The organism is Nakamurella leprariae, assembly GCF_016918035.1.
Taxonomy (GTDB): Bacteria; Actinomycetota; Actinomycetes; order Mycobacteriales; family Nakamurellaceae; genus Nakamurella; species Nakamurella leprariae.
Window position 1 is genome coordinate 83372 of record NZ_JAERWK010000025.1, and the last position, 20737, is coordinate 104108.

General features: G+C 74.7%; 16 protein-coding genes. 15 read left to right on the top strand and 1 reads right to left on the bottom strand.

Annotated elements, in window-relative coordinates; translation table 11 throughout:
- The first annotated feature begins 15 nt into the window (after positions 1-15).
- The 11 genes from JL106_RS18300 to JL106_RS18350 all read left to right on the top strand — a co-directional run bounded on the left by JL106_RS18300 (position 16) and on the right by JL106_RS18350 (position 16495).
- Positions 16-762: a hypothetical protein gene (locus tag JL106_RS18300; protein WP_205262196.1), complete on the top strand. Its 747-nt coding sequence runs from the start codon at positions 16-18 to the stop codon at positions 760-762.
- Positions 759-3029, top strand: a complete 2271-nt coding sequence (locus JL106_RS18305) for a peptidoglycan D,D-transpeptidase FtsI family protein (RefSeq protein WP_205262197.1) — start codon at positions 759-761, stop codon at positions 3027-3029. Before JL106_RS18300 ends, JL106_RS18305 begins: the two co-directional genes overlap by 4 nt.
- A 128-nt stretch (positions 3030-3157) precedes the next feature.
- The gene (locus JL106_RS18310; protein WP_328842578.1) at positions 3158-4687 is read left to right on the top strand and encodes a UDP-N-acetylmuramoyl-L-alanyl-D-glutamate--2,6-diaminopimelate ligase; all 1530 of its coding nucleotides are present in this window, start codon (positions 3158-3160) and stop codon (positions 4685-4687) included.
- A complete protein-coding gene (locus tag JL106_RS18315) occupies positions 4684-6423 on the top strand; it encodes a UDP-N-acetylmuramoyl-tripeptide--D-alanyl-D-alanine ligase (RefSeq protein ID WP_205262198.1) in 1740 nt (579 codons plus the stop codon). Before JL106_RS18310 ends, JL106_RS18315 begins: the two co-directional genes overlap by 4 nt.
- Entirely contained in the window at positions 6420-7517 is a 1098-nt protein-coding gene (gene mraY, locus JL106_RS18320) for a phospho-N-acetylmuramoyl-pentapeptide-transferase (RefSeq protein ID WP_205262199.1), read from the top strand. The genes JL106_RS18315 and mraY overlap by 4 nt, the downstream gene beginning before the upstream one ends.
- 46 nt (positions 7518-7563) lie before the next feature.
- Positions 7564-9015 (top strand): UDP-N-acetylmuramoyl-L-alanine--D-glutamate ligase, encoded by a 1452-nt coding sequence (gene murD / locus JL106_RS18325; RefSeq protein ID WP_205262302.1) that lies wholly within the window; start codon positions 7564-7566, stop codon positions 9013-9015.
- Positions 9012-10673, top strand: coding sequence for a putative lipid II flippase FtsW (gene ftsW / locus JL106_RS18330; protein ID WP_205262200.1), 1662 nt, complete (start codon positions 9012-9014; stop codon positions 10671-10673). Before murD ends, ftsW begins: the two co-directional genes overlap by 4 nt.
- The gene (murG, locus tag JL106_RS18335; RefSeq protein WP_236007933.1) at positions 10670-11782 is read left to right on the top strand and encodes an undecaprenyldiphospho-muramoylpentapeptide beta-N-acetylglucosaminyltransferase; all 1113 of its coding nucleotides are present in this window, start codon (positions 10670-10672) and stop codon (positions 11780-11782) included. The genes ftsW and murG overlap by 4 nt, the downstream gene beginning before the upstream one ends.
- Before the next feature lie 74 nt (positions 11783-11856).
- A complete protein-coding gene (gene murC / locus JL106_RS18340; RefSeq protein ID WP_205262304.1) occupies positions 11857-13341 on the top strand; it encodes a UDP-N-acetylmuramate--L-alanine ligase in 1485 nt (494 codons plus the stop codon).
- A complete protein-coding gene (locus tag JL106_RS21285) occupies positions 13338-14216 on the top strand; it encodes a cell division protein FtsQ/DivIB (protein WP_205262201.1) in 879 nt (292 codons plus the stop codon). Before murC ends, JL106_RS21285 begins: the two co-directional genes overlap by 4 nt.
- A 215-nt stretch (positions 14217-14431) precedes the next feature.
- Positions 14432-16495 (top strand): DUF7846 domain-containing protein, encoded by a 2064-nt coding sequence (locus tag JL106_RS18350; RefSeq protein WP_205262202.1) that lies wholly within the window; start codon positions 14432-14434, stop codon positions 16493-16495.
- Positions 16496-16578: 83 nt separating this feature from the next.
- Here JL106_RS18350 and JL106_RS18355 read toward each other — a convergent pair whose 3' ends face one another.
- A complete protein-coding gene (locus tag JL106_RS18355) occupies positions 16579-16761 on the bottom strand; it encodes a hypothetical protein (protein ID WP_205262203.1) in 183 nt (60 codons plus the stop codon).
- Positions 16762-17025: 264 nt separating this feature from the next.
- Between JL106_RS18355 and JL106_RS18360 the strand changes: the two genes are divergently transcribed.
- From JL106_RS18360 to pgeF, 4 genes are all read left to right on the top strand, one after another.
- Complete coding sequence (locus JL106_RS18360) at positions 17026-17358, top strand: hypothetical protein (protein ID WP_205262204.1); 333 nt, start codon at positions 17026-17028, stop codon at positions 17356-17358.
- 5 nt (positions 17359-17363) lie between these two features.
- Positions 17364-18158, top strand: coding sequence for a nitroreductase family protein (locus tag JL106_RS18365; RefSeq protein ID WP_205262205.1), 795 nt, complete (start codon positions 17364-17366; stop codon positions 18156-18158).
- Positions 18159-18530: 372 nt separating this feature from the next.
- The gene (gene ftsZ / locus JL106_RS18370) at positions 18531-19796 is read left to right on the top strand and encodes a cell division protein FtsZ (RefSeq protein WP_205262206.1); all 1266 of its coding nucleotides are present in this window, start codon (positions 18531-18533) and stop codon (positions 19794-19796) included.
- A gap of 38 nt (positions 19797-19834) precedes the next feature.
- Positions 19835-20566 carry a peptidoglycan editing factor PgeF gene (gene pgeF / locus JL106_RS18375; RefSeq protein WP_328842581.1) on the top strand — a complete coding sequence of 244 codons (732 nt, stop codon included), beginning with the start codon at positions 19835-19837 and terminating at the stop codon, positions 20564-20566.
- Positions 20567-20737 lie beyond the last annotated feature (171 nt).

Here is a 20737-nt window from a genome sequence, read left to right on the forward strand (position 1 = left end):
CGCGCCGGGACGTCCGTGGCTCCCGTCGGAACCGTCGACGAGGTGACCGCCCTGGTGTCCGAGCAGTCGTCCGGGCAGTCGTCCGATCGGAACCCGCAGGAACAGCCCCGCACCGCCCCGGTGACCACCACGCGCCGGCCGCGCTCCGTCCAGAAGGCCTACGACCGCCGCGCCCGTCGCGCCGCGCTGGCCGGCGCCGACCCGGCCGCCGGGACCGGCGTCCGGTCGGGGCGTCTCCCCGGTGCGTTCAGCCGGGCTGCGTTCGTCCTCGTGCTCATCGTCGCGCTGGCCGGTGGCGTCGGCGGCGTGCTGTGGCTGAACACGCTGACCGAGGAGGCCGGCCTGCGCACCAGCCGGTCCAACGCCACGGTGGCCGACCTGCAGCTGGAGATCGAGGCACTGCAGCGGCGGGCCTCGGAGCTGGGCGCCACCCCGCGCATCGCGCAGCAGGCGGCGGAACTCGGCCTCGTTCCGGCCGGTGACGCGGCCGTGCTGATGCTGCAGGGCGCTGATGGATCAGGCGGATCGACCGGCGCGACCGTCGTCGGCACCCCGTCCGTGGTGCCCGGCCCGGCCCCGGCGACCGCGCCGGCCGACCCGGCACCCACCGCGCCGGCCGACCCGGCACCCACCGCGCCGGCCGACCCGGCACCCACGACCCCGGCCGACCAGGACCAGCCGGCGCCACCGGCCGATCAGGCCGAACCGCCCCAGCCGGCGGACCAGCCCGCCGATCCCGCCCAGCCCGGAGGTGCTCCGTGATCCGTGACGAGAGCACCGAACGCCGGGCGGTGGCGCGCGACCGCGCCGGCCAGCCCCCGCGCGCCCAGAGCCAGCGTGCCCAGAGCCAGCGCGGCCAGACCCAGCGCGGCCAGGGCCAGCGCAGCCAGCCGCCGGGCACCGGGCGTCCGCAACCGACCCGGTCCCCCCGCGCCGGCGCCGGCCGCCGCGGCGCGCCGGTCCGGCCGCCGCGTCCCACCGAGCGCAACTCCGAGCACCCCTCCGACCCGGCCACCGGCGCCGGCCACGCCGTCGGTGGCCAGCGTCCGGGGTCGGGCCACGCCGTCCGCCCGGGGCGGGTGGTCGGACCGTCCCGGGCCGACCGCACTGACCGTGCCGGCCGTCCGGACCGCAGCGACCGAACCGGCCGCAGCCGCACCGAGCGCCCGGCCCGCTCCGGGCGCGCCGCGCAGCCGCGGTCGGTCCGTGGTCGGCGCACCCGGCGGTCCCGGGTCGCCCGCGCGAACCTGCCCCGCCGCGGCCGGCTGGCCATGGTGGCGCTGGTGGTGATGCTGGTCGCCGTCGGCGTGAAGCTGATCAGCGTCCAGGTCGTCGACAGCCACGGCTACGCCGCCCAGGCCGTCGACCAGCGCAGCCGGCTGGTCACCCTGGCCGCGCAGCGCGGCTCCATCAGCGACCGCACCGGCGCCCAGCTCGCCTTCACCGTGGAGGGCCGTGCGGTGGCGGCCCGGCCCGCGCTGTTCACCGACGACACCCAGCGCCGCCGGGTGGCCGAGCTGCTGGCCGCGGACCTGGCCGACACCGGCACCACCACGGCGCCGGAGGACCGCACCGCCGACGCGCTGATGGACAAGCTGAGCTCGGACAGCCGGTACGTCTACCTGGCCCGTGGGCTGATGCCGGCCGAGGCCGACGTCATCATCGAGCAGATGGCCGCGGTGCTGGACGACGACCAGATCAACGCGGTGGTGACCGAGCGCCAGGACATCCGCGAGGCGCAGACCGGCAGCGCCGCGGCGGCCATCGTGGGCACCGTCGACTTCGACGGCAACGGGCTGTCCGGCATCGAGTCCAAGTTCGACGGCAAGCTCTCCGGCGAGGACGGCTCCCGCGAGGTCGACGTGGACGCCCGCAGCGGCATCATCCCGGGCAGCGCCCGCAACGAGGTCGCGGCCACCGACGGCGTCGACATCACCCTCACCCTGGACAACGACCTGCAGCACACGGTGGCGCAGTACGTACAGCAGCGGGTCACCGAGACCGGGGCCAAGTCCGGCTGCGCCGTGGTGATGACCGCCGACAGCGCCCGGATCGCCGCGATGGCCTGCTTCGAGCCGGGCAAGTCGGTCCGGGAGACCGGCAACAAGGCGGTCACCGACAAGTTCGAGCCCGGATCGGTCAACAAGGTGGTGACCATGGCCGCTGCCCTCGAGCAGGGCCTCATCACCCCCGACACCGTGCTCACCGTGGACGGCGAGATCGGCATGGGCGACGTCACCGTGCACGACGCCTGGGCACACGGCCCGATCCAGATGACGGTGGCCGGCATCCTGGCCAAGTCGTCGAACGTGGGCACGCTGATGATCGCCCAGCAGATCGGTCCGGACGCGTTCATCCGGCAGTCCGAGCTGTTCGGGCAGGGCGTCAAGACCGGCGTGCAGCTGCCCGGCGAGACCCGCGGCGATCTGCCGGCCCAGTCCAGCTGGTCGTCGTCGACCTTCGCCAACCTGCCCATCGGGCAGGGCATGACGGTGAACCTGGTCCAGCTGGCCGGGATGTACCAGGCCATCGCCAACGACGGTGTCCGGGTCACCCCGACCCTGGTGCAGAGCATGACCAGCGACGGACAGCCGGTCGAGATCCCGGTCAGCAGCGGCGCGCAGGCGCCCGGCACGCAGACGCGGGTGATGAGCGCCCAGACCGCCGACACGCTCAAGGACATGCTCCGCGCGACCGTGCAGGACGGTGACGTCAACCACCGCGGCACCGCCCCCGCGGCTGCGCTCACCGGCTACCAGGTGGCGGGCAAGACCGGCACCGCGCAGCAGGTCGACGAGGCCACCGGCGACTACTCCGACACCCTGGTCACCACCACCTTCGGCGGGGTCGTGCCGGCCGACGACCCGCGGTACGCGATCGCCCTCATGCTCGACGCGCCGAACTCGAGCGGTCCCGGCGGCAGCAGCGCGGCGCCGCTGTTCCACGAGATCGCGGCCTACCTGATGCGTCAGGACAACGTCCCGCCGTCGCCCGAACCGGCGCCCGTCTACGACCTGTACGTGGGTTGAGACCGGTAGCTTGCAGTCCTGTGCCTGTGTCTGTGCCCGCTCCACCGCCCGCGCCGGGAGCCCCGTCGGGACCGCCGTCGGGATCCGGTCCCGCCGGTCCGGCCCGCGCGTCGGTCCGCCCGGAGCGGGTGGTCGGGGTCCGGCTGGTCGAGCTGGCCGCGGCGCACGCGCTGGCTGCGGACCCGGCCGCCATGGCAGATCCGGTCATCACCGGGGTCACCCTGCGCGCGCAGGACGCCCGCCCCGGTGACCTGTTCGCCGCGCTGCCCGGCACCCGGCGGCACGGCGCCGAGTTCGCCGGTGACGCCGTCGCGGCCGGCGCGGTGGCCGTCCTCACCGATCCGGCCGGGGCCGCGCAGCTGACCGACGCCGGCGTGCCCGTGCTGGTGGCGGCGGACCCGCGGGCACCGCTCGGTGCGCTGGCCGCGGACGTGTACGGCCGGCCGAGCGAGCGGCTGCCGGTGGTCGGGGTGACCGGGACGTCCGGCAAGACCACCACCTGTTTCCTGCTCGAGGCGGCGCTGGCCGCGGACGGGTCACGCACCGGGCTCATCGGCACTGTGCAGACCTCCATCGCCGGGCGGGTGCTGCCCAGCGCGTTGACCACCCCGGAGGCGCCCGACCTGCAGGCCCTGTTCGCGGTGATGCTGGAGCAGGGCGTGGACGTCGCGGTGATGGAGGTGTCGTCGCACGCGCTGTCCCTGGGCCGGGTCGCCGGGACCGGGTTCGCCGTCGGCGCGTTCACCAACCTGAGCCAGGACCACCTGGACTTCCACTCGGACATGCAGGGCTACTTCGAGGCCAAGGCGCTGCTGTTCGACGGGCGGGCCCGGGCCGGGGTGATCGTGGTCGACGACGAGTGGGGCCGCCGCCTGGCGGAGCGGGTGCCGGACGCGCTCACCGTCTCCACCGACCCCGCCAGGCGGGCCGACGTGAGCGTGCTGGAGCGCCGTGCCGATCCCACCGGCGTGCAGCACTGCACGGTGGCCACCCCGGCCGGGACGGTGCCGGTCACCGTCTCGTTGCCCGGTGCCTTCAACGTGGCCAACGCGGCCACCGCACTGGCCTGCGTGCACCTGCTGGGTCGCGACGTGGCCACCGCGGCCCGGGCGCTGGCCGACGTGGCCGTGCCCGGCCGGATGGAGAAGGTCGACGCCGGGCAGCCGTTCCTGGCCGTGGTCGACTACGCGCACAAGCCGGCTGCGGTCGAGGCGCTGCTGCGTGCGGTCCGGGCCGCCGTGCCCAGCCGGGTGCTGGTGGTGCTCGGCGCCGGCGGGGACCGGGACCGCGGCAAGCGGGCCGAGATGGGCCGGCAGGCAGCGCTGGGGGCCGAGCTGGTCATCGTCACCGACGACAATCCGCGCAGCGAGCCGCCGGCGTCGATCCGGGCCGCCGTGCTGGCCGGGGCCACCGGGGCCGGCACGGCGGCCGAGATCCTGGAGATCGGCGACCGGCGCGAGGCCGTCCGCGAGGCGGTGCGCCGTGCTCGGCCGGGTGACGCCGTCGTCATCGCGGGCAAGGGCCACGAGCAGGGCCAGGACGTGGCGGGCGTGGTGCACCCGTTCTCCGACCGCCACGAACTCACCGCCGCACTGACCGACCTGACCGCTGACCCGTCCGGATCCGCCGCCACACCGCCCGAGGAGTTCAGCCCGTGATCGAGATGACGCTGCGACAGGTCGCCGACGTGGTGGGCGTCCCGGCGCAGCCGGGGTGGGAGTCCGTCGTCGTGACGTCGGTGGAGTTCGACACCCGACGGGTCCGTCCCGGCGCGCTGTACGTGGCGCTGCGCGGCGAGCGGGTGGACGGCCACGACCTGGGCGACGCCGCCGCCGCGGCCGGGGCCGTGGCCGTCCTCGGTTCCGGTCCGGTGCACCGGTCCGACGCTGCGGGCATGCCCGTCCTCGACGTGAGCGGGCTCCCGGCCGGTGAGCCGGATACGGGCGTCCACGCGACCGCCGGCGACCCGGCGGCCGTGGTGGCCACGTCGGGAGACGCGACCGGCGACGCGACTGAGATCGGCAACACCGCCGTGCTGCACGCCCTGGCCCGGCTGGCCCGGGCCAGCGTGACCACGCTGGTCGACCGGCACGGCCTGCAGGTCATCGGCGTCACCGGGTCCTCGGGCAAGACGTCCACCAAGGACCTGCTGGCCGCGGTGCTCAGGACCACCCTGCAGACCCAGCTCCCGGACGGCACCGATCCCGAGGTCGCCGTCGTCGCCCCGTCCGGCTCGTTCAACAACGAGCTCGGCCACCCGTACACCGCGCTGCGCGCCACTGCCGACACCCGGTTCCTGGTGCTGGAGCTGTCCGCCCGGGGGGTCGGCCACATCGCCGCGCTCACCGCGATCGCGCCGCCCCGGATCGGGGTGGTGCTGAACGTGGGATCGGCGCACCTGGGCGAGTTCGGGTCGGTCGACGCCATCGCCCGCGCCAAGGGTGAGCTGGTCGAGGCGCTGCCCGCGGCCGCGCCGGGTTCCACCGGACCGGACGCCGGCGGGGTGGCCGTGTTGAACGTCGACGACCACCGGGTCGCGGCCATGGCCGACCGGACGCGGGCCGAGGTGGTGCTGGTCGGCACCCGCCCCGAGGCGCAGGTCCGGGCCGAGCAGTTGCGGCAGGACACGACCGCGCGATCGACCTTCGAGCTGATCACCCCGGAGGGCTCCGCGTCGGTGCGGCTGCAGCTGGTGGGCGAGCACCACGTCGGCAACGCGCTCGCCGTCGCCGCCGTGGCCCGCGCCCTGGGGATGGAGGTCGACGCGGTGGCGGCGGCCCTGTCCCAGGCCACCCCGGCCAGCCGCTGGCGGATGGAGGTCACCGAGGTGGCCCTCCCGGCGACCGGCCCCGCTGCGGTCCGGGGCGGCACGGTGACCGTCGTGAACGACGCCTACAACGCCAACCCGCACTCGATGCGGGCAGCGCTGCGTGCCCTGGCCACCCTGGGCGCCGGCCGGCGCACCTGGGCGGTGCTGGGCGAGATGGGGGAGCTGGGCGACGAGTCCGTCGCCGCGCACGACGAGCTGGGCCGTCAGGTGGTGCGCCTGGGCATCGACCGGCTGCTGGTGGTGGGCGACGCGCCCGAGACCCGCATCCTGGGCGCGACCTCGCCGGTCGGGCCGGGCGCCGGGCACGTCCGCGGCCGCCCGTCGCCGACCCGCGCGCTGCACCTCGGCGCCCACCTGGAGGGATCCTGGGCGGGGGAGTCGGCGCTCGTCCCGGACGTCGATGCGGCGGTGGCGATCCTCCTGGAGGAGTTGGAGCCCGGTGACGTGCTGCTGGTGAAGGCATCCCGGTCGGTGGGGCTGGAGCAGGTCGCGCTGCGCGTGGTGGATGAACTGTCCCGCGGGCTGTCCGACGCATCCCGCACGGCGGACGGGGTCCGGCCGTGAGGATGATCCTGATCGCCGCGGTGGTGGCGCTCGGCGTCTCCATCCTGCTGACGCCGTACCTGATCAAGGTCTTCTCCCGGCAGGGGTTCGGCCAGGAGATCCGCGAGGACGGCCCGCAGCAGCACCAGGGCAAGCGGGGCACCCCGACCATGGGCGGGGCCGCGGCCATCATCGCCATGTGGGTCGGCTACCTGGTCGCGGTGGGCGTCCAGCTCGCCACCGACGGCAGCGGACCGACCGCGTCGGGCTGGCTGCTGCTGTACCTGACCACCGGGCTGGGCATCGTCGGGTTCCTCGACGACTTCATCAAGATCCGCAAGCAGCGCAACCTCGGCCTGAACAAGAAGATGAAGTTCTTCGGCCAGGCGTTCGTGGCGCTGTCCTTCGCCGTCCTGGTGCTGTGGTTCCCCAGCGCGCAGACGGGGCTGACCCCGGCGTCGCAGCGGATCTCCTACACACGGGACCTGACGTTCCTCTCGCTCGGCGCGATCGGCACGGTCATCCTCGTCGTGCTGATCATCGCGGCCTGGTCGAACGCGGTGAACTTCACCGACGGGCTGGACGGCCTGGCCGCCGGGTCGTCGGTCATGGTGCTCGGCGCCTACGTGCTCATCGCCTTCTACCAGTTCCGCAACGCCTGCTGGAACCCGCTGCTGAGCGACGCCGCGCTGGCCGGCTGCTACGAGGTCCGCGACCCGCTCGACCTGGCCACGGTGGCCGCCGCGATGCTCGGCGGCTGTATCGGCTTCCTCTGGTGGAACGCCCACCCGGCCCGCATCTTCATGGGTGACACCGGGTCGCTGGCCCTGGGCGGCATGATCGCCGGCCTGTCCATCCTGACCCGGACCGAGCTGTTGCTGGTAGTGATCGGCGGTCTGTTCGTGGTCGAGATGCTGTCGGTGGTGATCCAGATCGCGGTGTTCAAGGTGCGCCACGTCCGGGTGTTCAAGATGGCGCCCTTCCACCACCACTTCGAGTTGTCGGGTTGGGCCGAGACCACGGTGATGGTGCGCTTCTGGCTGCTCGCGGCCATGTCCGCGGCGCTGGGTCTCGGGCTCTTCTACGCGGAATGGTTGTCGCTGACCGGTGGCTGATCGAGCACACGCATCACCCGCCGTGCCGGGTGTCGCCCGGGTCCTGATGGCCGGGGCCGGCATGACCGGCCTGGCCGTGGCCCGGGCCCTGGCCGCGCCGGACCGGACGGTGCTGCTGTCCGGCCGAGCCGCACCGTCCGCACCGGACGCGCTGGCCGACCTGCCCGGGGACGTGCGCCTCGTCGGCGACGTCACCGAGCTGCCCGAGCCGATCGAGCTGGTGGTCACCTCCCCGGGGCTGCCGCCGACGCATCCGCTGCTGGTGGACGCCACCCGCCGCGGGGTCCCGATCATCGGTGAGGTCGAGCTGGCCTGGCGGCTGGATCGGGAGGGCCCGGCCGGCGGACGTCGGCAGTGGCTGGCCGTCACCGGCACCAACGGCAAGACCACCACCACCGGGATGCTGGAGAGCATCCTGCGGGCGGCCGGCCGCCGGGTCACCGCCTGCGGCAACATCGGCTGGCCGGTCATCGAGGCGGTGACGGCCACGGACCCCGCGCAGGAGGTCATCGCGGCCGAGCTGTCGAGCTTCCAGCTGCACACCGCGCCGACGCTGCGGCCGCGGGCCGGCGTCGTGCTCAACGTGGCCGAGGACCACCTGGACTGGTACGGCGCACCGGCCGGCAGTGACCGGCCCACCACCGCGTCGGCCATGGCCGACTACACGGCCGACAAGGCCCGCGTGCTCACCGGCGACGTCGCCGTCGCGGTCGTCGACGACCCGGTGGCCGCCACGCTGCTGGCGGCCGCCCCCGCCGTGCACAGAGTCGCGGTCGCCGGCGGTACGCCCGTCGCGGCCGGCGCCGGGATGGACGCGATCGGCGTCATCGACGGGCAGCTGGTGGTGCGGCGCCAGGGTGTTCCGGATCAGGTGCTGCTGCCGGTGGCCGACATCCGTCCGGCCGGCCCGCACAACGTGACCAACGCCGGCGCCGCGGCGGCGCTGGCGCTGCAGGTCGGGGTGCGGCCCGAGGACGTGGCCCGCGGGCTGCGCGACTACACCCCGTCCGGGCACCGCAACCAACTGGTGGCCGAGCTGGTGCCCCCGGGGGCACCGGCCGCCACGCCGCCGGTCCGGTTCGTGGACGACTCCAAGGCCACCAACCCACACGCCGCCGCCGCGTCACTGCTGGCCCACCCGCGGGTGGTGTGGGTGGCCGGTGGGCAGCTCAAGGGTGCCGCGGTCGACGAACTGGTGGCCTCGGTGGCCGACCGGCTGGCCGGCGCGGTGCTGCTCGGCGTGGACGCGCCGATCGTCGCGTCCGCACTTTCCGGACACGCGCCGGATGTCCCCTGCGTGAGCGTGCCCGGCACCGACGATGGGGTGATGCAGAAGGTGGTGACCGCGGCCGTCGAGATGGCCGCCCCGGGTGACGTCGTGCTGTTGGCCCCGGCGGCCGCCTCGCTGGACATGTTCGCCTCCTACGCCGCACGCGGCGACGCGTTCACCCGGGCGGCCCTGGCGCTGCCCGGTGCCCGCCCGGCGGGACAGCCGTGAGCCTGGCCGAGTCGCGGTCCGGAGCGACCGAGCCCGAGGAGCGGGAGCGCCGGCCGGAGCTTCCCGAGCAGCGCAGCCCCCGCCGGAACGCTCGGGAACCGCACGGATCCGGCGGCCGCGTGCGGCGCGGCGCCCGGACGGTCCGCCGGGTCGGGGCCGACTGGCTCGACCGGCCGATGACCTCGCTGCACCTGGTGCTGGCCGTCTTCCTGCTGCTGCTCGGCGTCGGGTTGCTGATGGTGCTGTCCTCGTCGTCGGTGTCGGCGTTCCGGGCGGCCGGGTCGTCGTTCTCCACCTTCCAGAGCCAGCTCACCTACGCGGGTGTCGGCCTGCTCTGCTTCTTCGCTGCGCAGTACCTGCCGGTGCGGTTGATGCGGACGCTGTCCACCGCCGCGGTCATCGTCTCGCTGCTGCTGCTGGCCGCGGTGCTGGTGCCCGGGGTGGGCGTACTGCTGAACGGGGCCCGCAGCTGGATCCGCGTCGGCGGCTTCCAGTTCCAGCCCAGTGAGGTGGCCAAGCTCGCGCTGCTGCTGTGGATGGCGCACGTGCTGGCCAGCCGCCGCCAGACGCTCGGCTCGGTGCGCGCCCTGCTGATCCCGGTGCTGCCGGTGTTCGCGCTGATGGGCGCTCTGATCATGGCGCAGCCCGACCTGGGCACCACCGTCGCGCTGGGCATCGTCTTCCTGGCCGTCATGTACTTCGCCGGCGCGCCGTGGTGGATGTTCGGCGGGCTGGCCGTCACCGCGGTGGCCGGCGTGGTCGCGCTGGCGGTGGCCGAGCCGTACCGGCTGGTCCGGATCACCGCATTCATGGACCCCGACTCGCATCCGGCCAGCAGCTACCAGCTGCTGCAGAGCCTGTACGGGCTGGCCAACGGCGGCTGGTTCGGCGTCGGCCTCGGGCAGTCGCGGGCCAAGTGGAGCTACCTGCCCAACGCCGACTCCGACTTCATCTTCGCGATCATCGGCGAGGAGCTCGGCTTCGTCGGGTGCGCCGTGGTGCTGCTGCTGTTCGCGCTGCTGGCCTACACCGGCCTGCGGATCGCCCGGCGCAACGTGGACCCGTTCGTCAAGATCGTCGCCTCGTCCTGCACGGTCTGGCTGGTCGGGCAGGCCGCCATCAACGTCGGGTACGTGGTCGGATTGCTGCCGGTCACCGGCATCACCCTGCCGATGATCTCCACCGGTGGTACCTCGCTGATCATCACCATGATCGTGTTCGGGCTGCTGGCCAACTTCGCGCGCACCGAGCCCGAGGCCGCGGTCGCGCTCAACACGGTGAACGGCGGCCGTGTGGCCCGGTTCCTGGGCATGCGCAACGCCGAGTCGGTGCGGAGCGAACGTGCCCAGCGCCGGGCGCTCAAGCGCCGGACCAGGGAGCGGGCCAAGTCGGAGCGTCAACGCCCGGCGGTGGCCACGGCCGCCCGCCGCGCCCCGTCCCGGCGACCCGCCGAGGCCCCGCCGACCCGGGCCCCGCGCGCCACCGAGCGCGGGCAGGCCCCGGCCGGACCGCGGCGCGGGACCGGGTCCCGGCCGGCCCGCCGAGGCGACGCGCTGCCGCCGCTGCCCGATCGGGCGCCACGCATCACCGGTCCCACCCGACGGGACGGTGGACCCACCGCCGGCGGCGGCCGGAACGGTCGGGGTGGCCGCGGATGAGCCTGAGCGTCCTGCTGGCCGGCGGCGGCACCGCCGGTCACATCGAACCCGCTCTGGCGGTGGCCGACGCGCTCGCCGCGGACCCGTCCGTGGTGATCACCGCATTGGGCACCGAGCGCGGGCTGGAGACCACCCTGGTGCCGGCCCGCGGGTACGAGCTCCGGCTGGTGCCGGCGGTGCCGTTGCCGCGCAAGCCGTCCAGGGACCTGGTCACGCTGCCGACCCGGATGCGGGCGTCGATCCGGGCGACCCGGGCCGTGATGGCGGAACGGTCGGTGGACGTGGTCGTCGGGTTCGGTGGCTACGTGGCGCTGCCGGCCTACCTGGCCGCCCGCCGTCGCGTGCCGATCGTCGTGCACGAGGCCAACGCCCGGGCCGGCCTGGCCAACCGGATCGGCTCCAGGTTCGCCGCCGCGGTGGCTGCGGCCGTCCCCGGGACCGGCCTGCCGCACGCGCAGGTGGTCGGCAACCCGGTGCGCCGGTCGCTGTCCCAGCTGGACCGCCCGGCGCTGCGGGGGCAGGCCCGGGAGACCTTCGGGCTGGACCCGGACGCGCCGACACTGCTGGTGTTCGGCGGCTCGCAGGGCGCCCGCCGGATCAACGAGGCGGTCGCCGGCGCGGCGGCCGAGCTGACCGCCGCCGGCATCGGCGTGCTGCACGCCTACGGTCGCAAGAACGACCCGCCGTCGGTCGCCGGCGCCGATGGTGGCTCCGGGACCGGGGCCCGCTACGTCGCGGTGCCGTACCTCGACCGGATGGACCTGGCCTACGCGGCCGCCGATCTGGTGCTGGCCCGGTCGGGCGCGATCACGGTGGCCGAGATCGACGCGGTCGGCCTGCCGGCGGTGTACGTGCCGCTGCCGCACGGGAACGGGGAGCAACGACTGAACGCTCAGCGCCAGCTGGACGTGGGCGCGGCGGTGGCCGTGGCCGACGAGGACCTCACCGCCGCCATGGTGCTCGAGCAGGTGCTGCCGGTGCTCGGCGACCCGGACCGGCTGGCCGAGCGGACGGCCGCGGCCCGCCGGATGGCCGCCGCCCCGGCCGCCGACGCCCTGGTGGCGCTGATCCGCTCGGTCGTCGACCGGGCCGCCGGGACGGCGTCGTGACGGCCGCGGCTCCGGTGACCGCCGGCGGCGTCAGTCTGGAACGGTCGTTCCTGGTCGGCGTGGGTGGAGCCGGGATGAGTGGTATCGCCACGCTGCTGGCCGAGCGCGGCTGGCCGGTGGCCGGGTCCGACGCCCGCGGGTCCGGCACCCTCGACGAGCTGGGCACCGTCGGCGTGCGCTGCGCCGTCGGTCACCGGGCCGAGAACCTGGACCTGTTGCCGGGCGGACCGACCGCGGTGATCGTCTCCACGGCCATCCGGCCGGACAACCCGGAGGTGCGCCGGGCGCAGCAGTTCGGCGTGCCGGTGGTGCGGCGGGCGGAGGCGCTGGCGGCCCTGATGGCCGGCGCCCGCAGTGTCTGCGTGGCCGGCACCCACGGCAAGACGTCCACCACCTCGATGCTCACGGTGGCGCTGCACGCCGCGGGCCTGGACCCGTCCTACGCGATCGGCGGGGTGCTGGCCCAGCCGGCGTCGGACGCGGTGCCCGACGCGGTGCCCGGCGCGGCGACCGGGCTGGCGCGGGCTGCGCACAGCGGCACGGGTGACGTCTTCGTGGCCGAGGCGGACGAGTCGGACGGCTCCTTCCTGGCCTTCGCCCCGCACGGCGCGATCGTGACCAACCTCGAACCCGACCACCTCGACCACCACGGCACCGCCGAGGCGTACGCCGCGGTGTTCGACGCGTTCACCGAGAGGATCCAGCCGGGCGGCTTCCTGGTGGTGTGCGCCGACGACCCCGGGGCTGATGCGCTGGCCGGCCGGACCGGCGGCGAGCGCATCGGTGGCGCCCGGGTGGTGCGCTACGGCACCCGGGTCGACGGTCCGTTCCCACCTGAGGTCCGAGTGACGGTCGACCCGACCGGATCGGCCGGCCCCGGAACCGACCAGGACGGCGCACGCACCGGTGCGGCCGGCACGGTGCGACTGGCCGACGGCCGGGAGGTCGCGCTCCGGCTCGCCGTGCCGGGGGAGCACATGCTGCTGAACGCCACGGCCGCGCTGGTCGCGGGCATCGAACTCGGCGTCGACCCGTACCGGCTGGCCGAGGGACTGGCCGCCTACCGCGGGGTGCGGCGGCGGTTCGAGCGCCGAGGCACGGCCGGCGGCGTCACCGTGTACGACGACTACGCCCACCACCCGACCGAGGTGCGGGCCCAGTTGCGGGCGGCGCGCGCGGTGGTGCCGGCCGGCGGCCGGCTGGTGGTGGTGTTCCAGCCGCACCTGTACTCCCGCACCGCCGCGTTCGCCGGCGAGTTCGCCACCGCCCTGCGGTCGGCCGACGTGGTCGTCGTGCTCGACGTCTACGGCGCCCGCGAGGAGCCGGTGCCGGGCGTGAGCGGCGAGCTCATCGCCCGGTCCGTCCCGACCTCGGACGCGCCGGCCGAGGGCGTCGGCGGCCCGGGCGGGACCCGCACCGTCCGCTACGAACCGGACTTCGCGGTGGCGGCCCGGACCGTCGCCGGGCTGGTGCGGTCCGGTGACCTGGTCATCACCATGGGCGCTGGTGACGTCACCACGCTCGGTCCGGAGCTGCTGACCCTGCTGGGGTCCCGGTGAGCGGGCCCACGCGGACCCCGGTGCGTCCGACGGGGCCGCGCCCGGCCGAGGTCGCGTCCGCGCGGCCGGTCCGGGCCCGTCGGCGCCGGTGGCCGCTGCTGGTGGGTCTGGCCACGGTCGCGGTCCTGCTGGTGGCCGGGTTCGTGGTGGCCTGGTTCACGCCGGTGCTCGGTGTCCGGTCCGTCCAGGTGGACGGGATCACCGCGGCCACCGGCGGGGACGCGGCGGCGGACCCGTCGGCCACCACCGGTGATCCGGCCGCGGCCGAGCAGGTGCGCGCCGAGGTGCTCGCCGCGTCCGGGGTGGCGCTGGACACGCCGCTGGCCCGGGTCGACCCGGCCGCCGTCGCGGCTCGGGTGGCCGCCCTGCCGGGGATCACCGCCGCCGAGGTGGAACGGGCCTGGCCGGACACCCTGCTCATCACCGTCGAGCTGCCGGTGCCGGTCGCGGTGACCCAGGCCAACGACAGCTGGTGGCTGCTGGACGCCACCGGCGAGCCGTACCGGACCGTCGCCGGACGGGAGTCCGTGCCGACGCTGCCGGTGGTGGAGCTGGCCACGCCGGGACCGCAGGATCCGGCGACGCTGGCGGCGGTGCGGGTGTCCGGGGTGCTGCCGGAGTCACTGCGGGCCCAGCTGGCCGCGGTGGCGGCGACCTCGCCGTACGACGTCACGCTGCGGCTGACCGACGGGCGGACGGTGCGCTGGGGGACGGCCGGTCCCGACCCGGGTGTCGCGGCGACAGCCGGGGACGGCAGCGACGACACGACGCTGGACGTGGACACCGCGCGCAAACTGCAGGTGTTGCCCGCCGTGCTGCAGCAGCCGGGGACCGTCTTCGACATCTCCGATCCGACCCTGGTCTCGGTGCGCTGATCGCGGTCCCCGACCGGTCGGCGCCCCGGGCCCGGCCGCGGTGGACTGTCGTGCGCAACTCCTCCGGTGGCGGAGCCGTCCTGGTCCTGAGTGTGTTCCGCGGACCGCGGAGGTGATCGAGTGAGCGAGCGGACAGGAGTCGGCGTGCGGCACGGCAGTGGGTCAGGGGCCTGGTCAGGTCGCAGGCATCGGGGGATCCCCGTCGGCGCCGCCGCGTGACCGCTCCGGCGCCCGCCACCGCCCCCCGGGCGACCGTCCGTGCCCGCCGGGCCTGGCCGGCGCTGGTCCTGCTCGGGGTGGGCGCCGCGGCCGCGGCGGTGCTGGTGCACCTGTGGTTGTTCCCGCTGTACTCGCTGAACCGCGACGACTCCGTGTACGTCGCCTTCGCCCGGATGATCGAGCACGGCACCTTCACCCTCCCGGCCGACCAGGACGCCTTCCGACCGTGGGCGTCCGCGGTCGTGGACGACCGGATCGTGGTCAAGTACACGCCGCCCTGGTCGGCCGTCCTGGCGCTGGCCGGGGTGCTCACCGGCTCCGAGGTCGTCGGGCTGGCCGCGTGTGCGGGGGCCGCCGCGGTGCTGGTCGCGCTGCTGGCCGGCGAGGTGCTGGGCGACCGTCCCGCCGGCCTGGTCGCCGGGGCGCTGTTCGCCGTGTCGCCGATCGTGCTGGTGCAGAGCGGCACCTACCTGTCGTACCTGTTCGAACTGGCCCTGCTGGCGGCGGTCGGCTGGCTGTTGCTCAGCGGCCTGCGCCGTCACTCCACCCCCCGCCTGGTGGTCGCGGGCACGCTGGCGGCGGTGGCCGCCTGGGCCCGGCCGTTCGACGCGCTGCTGGTGGTGCTGCCGTTCGCCGTCTGGGCGCTGTGGACCACCTGGTCGACCCGAGACGCCGCACCGGACAGCGCCGACAGCACGCACGTGGGGACCCGGGGCCGACGCTGGTGGCGGTGGATGCTGCCGGTGCTGGCCGGGGCGCTGCCGGTCGGCGCCCTGGCCCTGGGCTACCACGCCCTGGTGCTGGGCGACCCGCTGCGGCTGCCGTACACGGTCACCGGGACCCGCGACGGGTTCGGCTTCGGCGCCCGTGGGGTGTTCGACGACGCGACGTTCGACTTCACCCCGGCCGACGGTGTGGAGGGGCTGCTGGTCAACCTGCGCTGGGTGCCCAGCTGGATCGCCGGCGGGCTGGTGCTGCTGGTCCTGGCCGTGGTCGGTCTGCTCCGTACCCGCGGCGACCGCCGGTGGTCGGTGGCCGCGCTGGCCGTCGTGGTGCCGCTGGGCTACCTGACGTTCTGGGGCCCGTACGCGATGGGCGTCAACTGGGAGGGCGTGGTCCTGTTCGGGCCGTACTACCTGCTGCCGGTGGTGCTGCCCCTGGTCGTCTTCGGCGCCGCGGCGCTGGTCGGGCTGGTCCGGGACGGACGCACCTCGACCCAGCGGTGGCGGCGCTGGGCGGCGCCGGTGGTGGTGGTGGTCATGGTGGCGGTCACGGCGACGGCGGTGCCGGACAAGATCACCCGCAACCTGGCCGTGCAGGACGAGTTCCGCGCCATCCAGGCGCTGGTCGAGGCCGAGGTGCCCGACGACTCGGTCGTCTTCCTGCCGTTCCGCGGCAACAGCGGCTACCTGGGATCGACGCCGTTCCTGGAGAACGACCCCGACCTGGACGGGCCGGTGCTGTACGCCGAGGACCGCGGGGCCGAGGACTTCGCGGTGCTCGATCGGTTCGGCGACCGCGCGGCGTTCCGGCTGTCGCACGCGCTGCCCGGCGGTCAGGTCCTCGGCGGGCCGGTCCGCCTCGACCGGCTCACGGTCGACCGCGGCGCCCGCATCGAGCTCCGGATCGAGCTGGACCTCCCGGACGACGCCACCGCGGACCCCGACCCAGGTCGGTCGGTCGTCGCCTACGTCGGCGACGGCACGACCGACCTGCAGACCCGGCCGGTGCCCGACCCGGCCGATGCCGGAGAGCGGATCGAGCTGGGGTGGACGGTGGCCGCGCCCGACGCGGCGACCGGGCCGGCCGGCGACGACCCGGTGGTGCGGCTGCCGGGCGACCGGAGCAGCGGTGTGCTGGCCGTCGGCGTGCAGCTGGGCGGTACCGACGGGACCGGCGCCCGGTGGGAGCTGCGGCTGCCGTACCGGGTCATCGACGGTGGTCGGCAGCTGGAGGTGCTGCAGCCCGGACAGAGTTGGTCCCGGCCGGCCGGGACCGGCGCGGGCTGGGCCGTCGACCTGACCTCGGGCGTCGTGACCGGGATCCCGCCGGCGTCCTGAGGACTCCGCGGCCGGTCGCGACAGACGATCACGGCCGGGACCGCAGCTGCGATCCCGGCCGTGATGGTGTCGGAGCGACCGGTTCAGACCTCGAAGTCGGCGGCGTTCAGGCCGCGGAGCCGACGCGGGTTGCCCAGCAGGTCGGCGCCGGCCGCCGGCTCGGCGGCCGGTGTGCTCTCGGGGAGGTTCCGGATGCGCAGCGGGTTGCCGACGAGCTCCGACGAAGGGTGCTGGTCGGCTCCGGCGGCCGGAGGAGTGGCGATCACGGTGCCTGCCTCTCTGGATCGATGGTGTGGTGCGGTAACGACGTGCAGATGGCGGCGGCCCGGACCGGACGCACGTGTGCTCGCCGCCCGGTCGGTGCCCCACGAGATCTTCGAGTGTCCACGATGAACACCGTTGCGGTCACCCGACATCACCGTTCAGTGACGGGAATGACCCGTTGGGGTGACCCCATCGCCACGCGCGGCGGCTGGTCGGACCGACCGCACCCCCCCCGGTGGGCGTGGTGGAATGACGGGGTGTCCCGCGTGCTGGTCGTGTCCGCGACCGCCTGTTGGCTGGTGAACTGCACGCTCGGTCTCGGGGTGGCCACCGGCACCCTGGACACTTCCCGGGCACGGTGGATCCACCACGCGGCGTACGCCGCCACCGCCGGGCTCACCGCCGCCGCCGGGCTCGTGCTGGCCGTTCGCCGGGACCGCGCCGTGGTCCGGCTGCTGCCGGCGGCGCTGCCGCTGGCCGCGATCCCGTTCGTGCCGGCCCGGACCGCCGGGCACGCCGCCCTGGGGGCGTCGCTGGCCCCGGCCTACGCGGCCACGCTCTGGGCCGTCCGCGGCCGCCGGCCTGATCGGCCAGCCTGATCGACATGGAGCTGCTCGAGGCCATCCGCCGCCGCCGCACCACCAACGGCGCCTTCCTGCCCGACCCGGTGTCCGCGGCCGACCAGCGGCTGCTCGTCGAGGTGGCCGGCCGGGCGCCGTCGCAGCTGAACTCGCAGCCGTGGCGGTTCGTGCTGATCGAGCAGCGCGCCATGATCGAGGCGATCGCCCGGATCAGCGGCGAGAGCATGACCGAGACGATGTCGTCCGGCACGTTCTTCTCCCGGTACCGGCGGTACTTCCGGTTCAGCGCCGAAGAACTGGAGCAGACCCGGTCCGGCATCCTGTTCGACCGGCTGCCCGCGCCACTGCGGCCGTTCACCCGGCAGGTGTTCACCCCGCGGGGTCAGAAGCTGGTGAACGCCTTCCGTGTCCCGCAGCTGCTCGGCGAGGAGAACCGCAAGCTGGTCGCCGGATCGCCGCTGCTGCTGGCCGTGCTGCTGGACCGGGCCGAGTACCGGCCGGGGGAGCTGTCCGCCTTCTACTCGTTGTTCAGCATGGGCGCCGCGATGGAGAACCTGTGGCTGACCACGACCCAGTTGGGGTTGGGCATCCAGTTCGTGTCCTTCCCGATGGAGGTGCCGTGGGCCTGGCAGCGGGTGCAGGACCTGTTGGCGGTGCCCGAGGAGCTGGAGCTGATGGCCGTCTACCGCATCGGTCACCTGCCGCCGGAAGCTCGTCGGCCTCCGATCGACTGGAGCAGCGAACACCGGAAACGGGTGTCGCAGTACGTGTTCCGGGAGACCTGCGCCGAGCCGCAGCGGGGCTGGGACGAGTCCTGACCATCCTGACCCTGCACGTGTGCCGGTGCGTGGCATGGCATCTCGAGCGTGCGTGATCGACGCGACGGCGATCGCGCCGTGCCGACGGGACGACGCGCGGGCGGGTCCCGGTCGCATCGGGCACGCGGAGCGGCGACACGACTTCCCGACACACCGCAGCCAATGCCCGGATGCGCGCGGTCCGCGCCCTACCTTCATCCCAGCAGCAGTTGACATAACTATAACCGTCTGGTTGAGGTCGAGGGTTGAGGGACACGCCGATCGGCGTGTCGGATCGCCCCGGCATCGACCGGGCAGCACTGGCAGCAGCCGCGAGTCGCACGCCCGCCCGGCCGTGACGAGACGATCAGACCCGAAGAAAGGGCCAAGGGGATGACCCCTCCGCACAACTACCTCGCCGTGATCAAGGTGGTCGGGATCGGCGGTGGCGGCGTGAACGCCGTCAACCGGATGATCGAGGTCGGCCTGCGCGGGGTGGAGTTCATCGCCGTGAACACCGACGCGCAGGCGCTGCTCATGAGCGACGCCGACGTCAAGCTCGACGTCGGTCGTGAGCTGACCCGTGGCCTGGGCGCCGGCGCGAACCCGGACGTCGGGCGCAAGGCCGCCGAGGACCACCGCGAGGAGATCGAGGAGGTGCTCAAGGGCGCCGACATGGTCTTCGTGACCGCGGGTGAGGGTGGCGGCACCGGCACCGGTGGCGCCCCGGTCGTCGCCTCCATCGCCCGCCGGCTCGGCGCGCTCACCATCGGGGTGGTCACCCGGCCGTTCAACTTCGAGGGCCGCCGCCGCGGTGGGCAGGCCGAGGACGGCATCAAGGCGCTGCGCGACGAGTGCGACACCCTGATCGTCATCCCGAACGACCGGCTGCTGCAGCTCGGTGACATGGGCGTCTCGCTCATGGACGCGTTCCGGTCGGCCGACGAGGTGCTGCTCAACGGCGTGCAGGGCATCACCGACCTGATCACCACGCCGGGTCTGATCAACGTGGACTTCGCCGACGTCAAGTCGGTGATGGCCGGGGCTGGGACCGCCCTGATGGGCATCGGTTCGGCGCGCGGGGAAGGCCGGTCCATCCAGGCCGCGCAGAAGGCGATCAACTCGCCGCTGCTCGAGGCCTCGATGGATGGGGCGCACGGCGTGCTGCTGTCCATCGCGGGCGGTTCCGACCTCGGATTGTTCGAGATCAACGAGGCTGCGTCGCTGGTACAGGAGGCGGCCCACATGGACGCCAACATCATCTTCGGGACGGTCATCGACGATTCGCTCGGCGACGAGGTGCGGGTCACCGTCATCGCCGCGGGCTTCGACTCCACGCCGCAGGTGCTGCCGCCGACGTTCAACGAACGGCAGGCCCGCCAGGGTGGTGGCGGTGGACGGGATCCGTTCCTGGCCGCGCAGCAGACCGCGCGGGCCCAGGCACCGGTGGCCGCCCCGCCCGCTCCGGTACCGTCCGCGCCGTCGTTCGATGCCCGTCCACCGGCCCCGCAGTACTCGCAGCCGGGTGGGTACGCCCAGCAGGCTCCGGCCCAGCGCCCCGCGCCGAGCCAGCCGCCGGCCTCACCCCGGTATGCGAGCCGTCCGGCCCAGCCGCCCGTGGACGACGACGTTGACATCCCGTCGTTCATGAAGCGCTGACCGGGTCCACCAGCCCGGGGCCGGCTCGGGTCCGCCGGGTGGTCACCACCCGGCGCGGCGGACGGTCCACCGGTCCGTACGGCGACTTCAACCTGGGTGAGCACGTCGGCGACGACCCCGCCGCCGTGGCCGCCAATCGGGCGAGACTCGCTGCGGCGACCGGCCTCTCGGGGCGGATGGTCGGCATGGACCAGGTGCACGGTGACCGGGTCGCCGTCGTCCGGGCGCCTGCGATCAGGTCCGTCCCAGGCGCCGACGGGCTGGTCACCGACGTCCCCGGGTTGGGCCTGCTGGTGCTGGCCGCGGACTGCGTGCCCATCCTGGCGGGCGACACCGGTGCCCGGGTGGTGGGTGCGGCGCACGCGGGACGGCTCGGGGCCGCGGCGGGTGTCGCGCTGCGGCTGCTCGAGACGATGACCGGGCTGGGCGCCCGGGTGGCCGCCGTCGACGTCCTGCTGGGACCGGCCATCTGCGGGCAGTGCTACGAGGTCCCGACGGCCCTGCGGGACGAGGTGGAGGCCGCGCTGCCCGGCTCGGCCAGCCGGACCCGGTGGGGCACACCCGGTGTCGACGTCCGTGCCGGGCTGGCCCGGCAGCTGGCGGGCGCTGGGGTGCCGACCGTGCGGATCGACCCGCGCTGCACCTTCACCGATGCCGAGCTGTACAGCCACCGGCGGGCGACCCTGGCCGCCGGCGCGCCGGGTGCTGGCCCGCCGGTGACCGGCCGGCAGGGCGGCCTGGTCTGGCTGGACCCCGACCGGCGCCGTTGACGTCCGATCGACCGCACCACCAGCTCCACCCTCCGTGCCGGATCGTCCGACGCGGAGCGCCCGTCCGGCGAGGTGTGTCGCGCTCCGGCGATCACCTGACCGGGCGATACCCTGACGCGAGCTCGGAACGCACTTCGGCCATCCGTCGCCGGCGCTCCGTGCAGCGGCGAC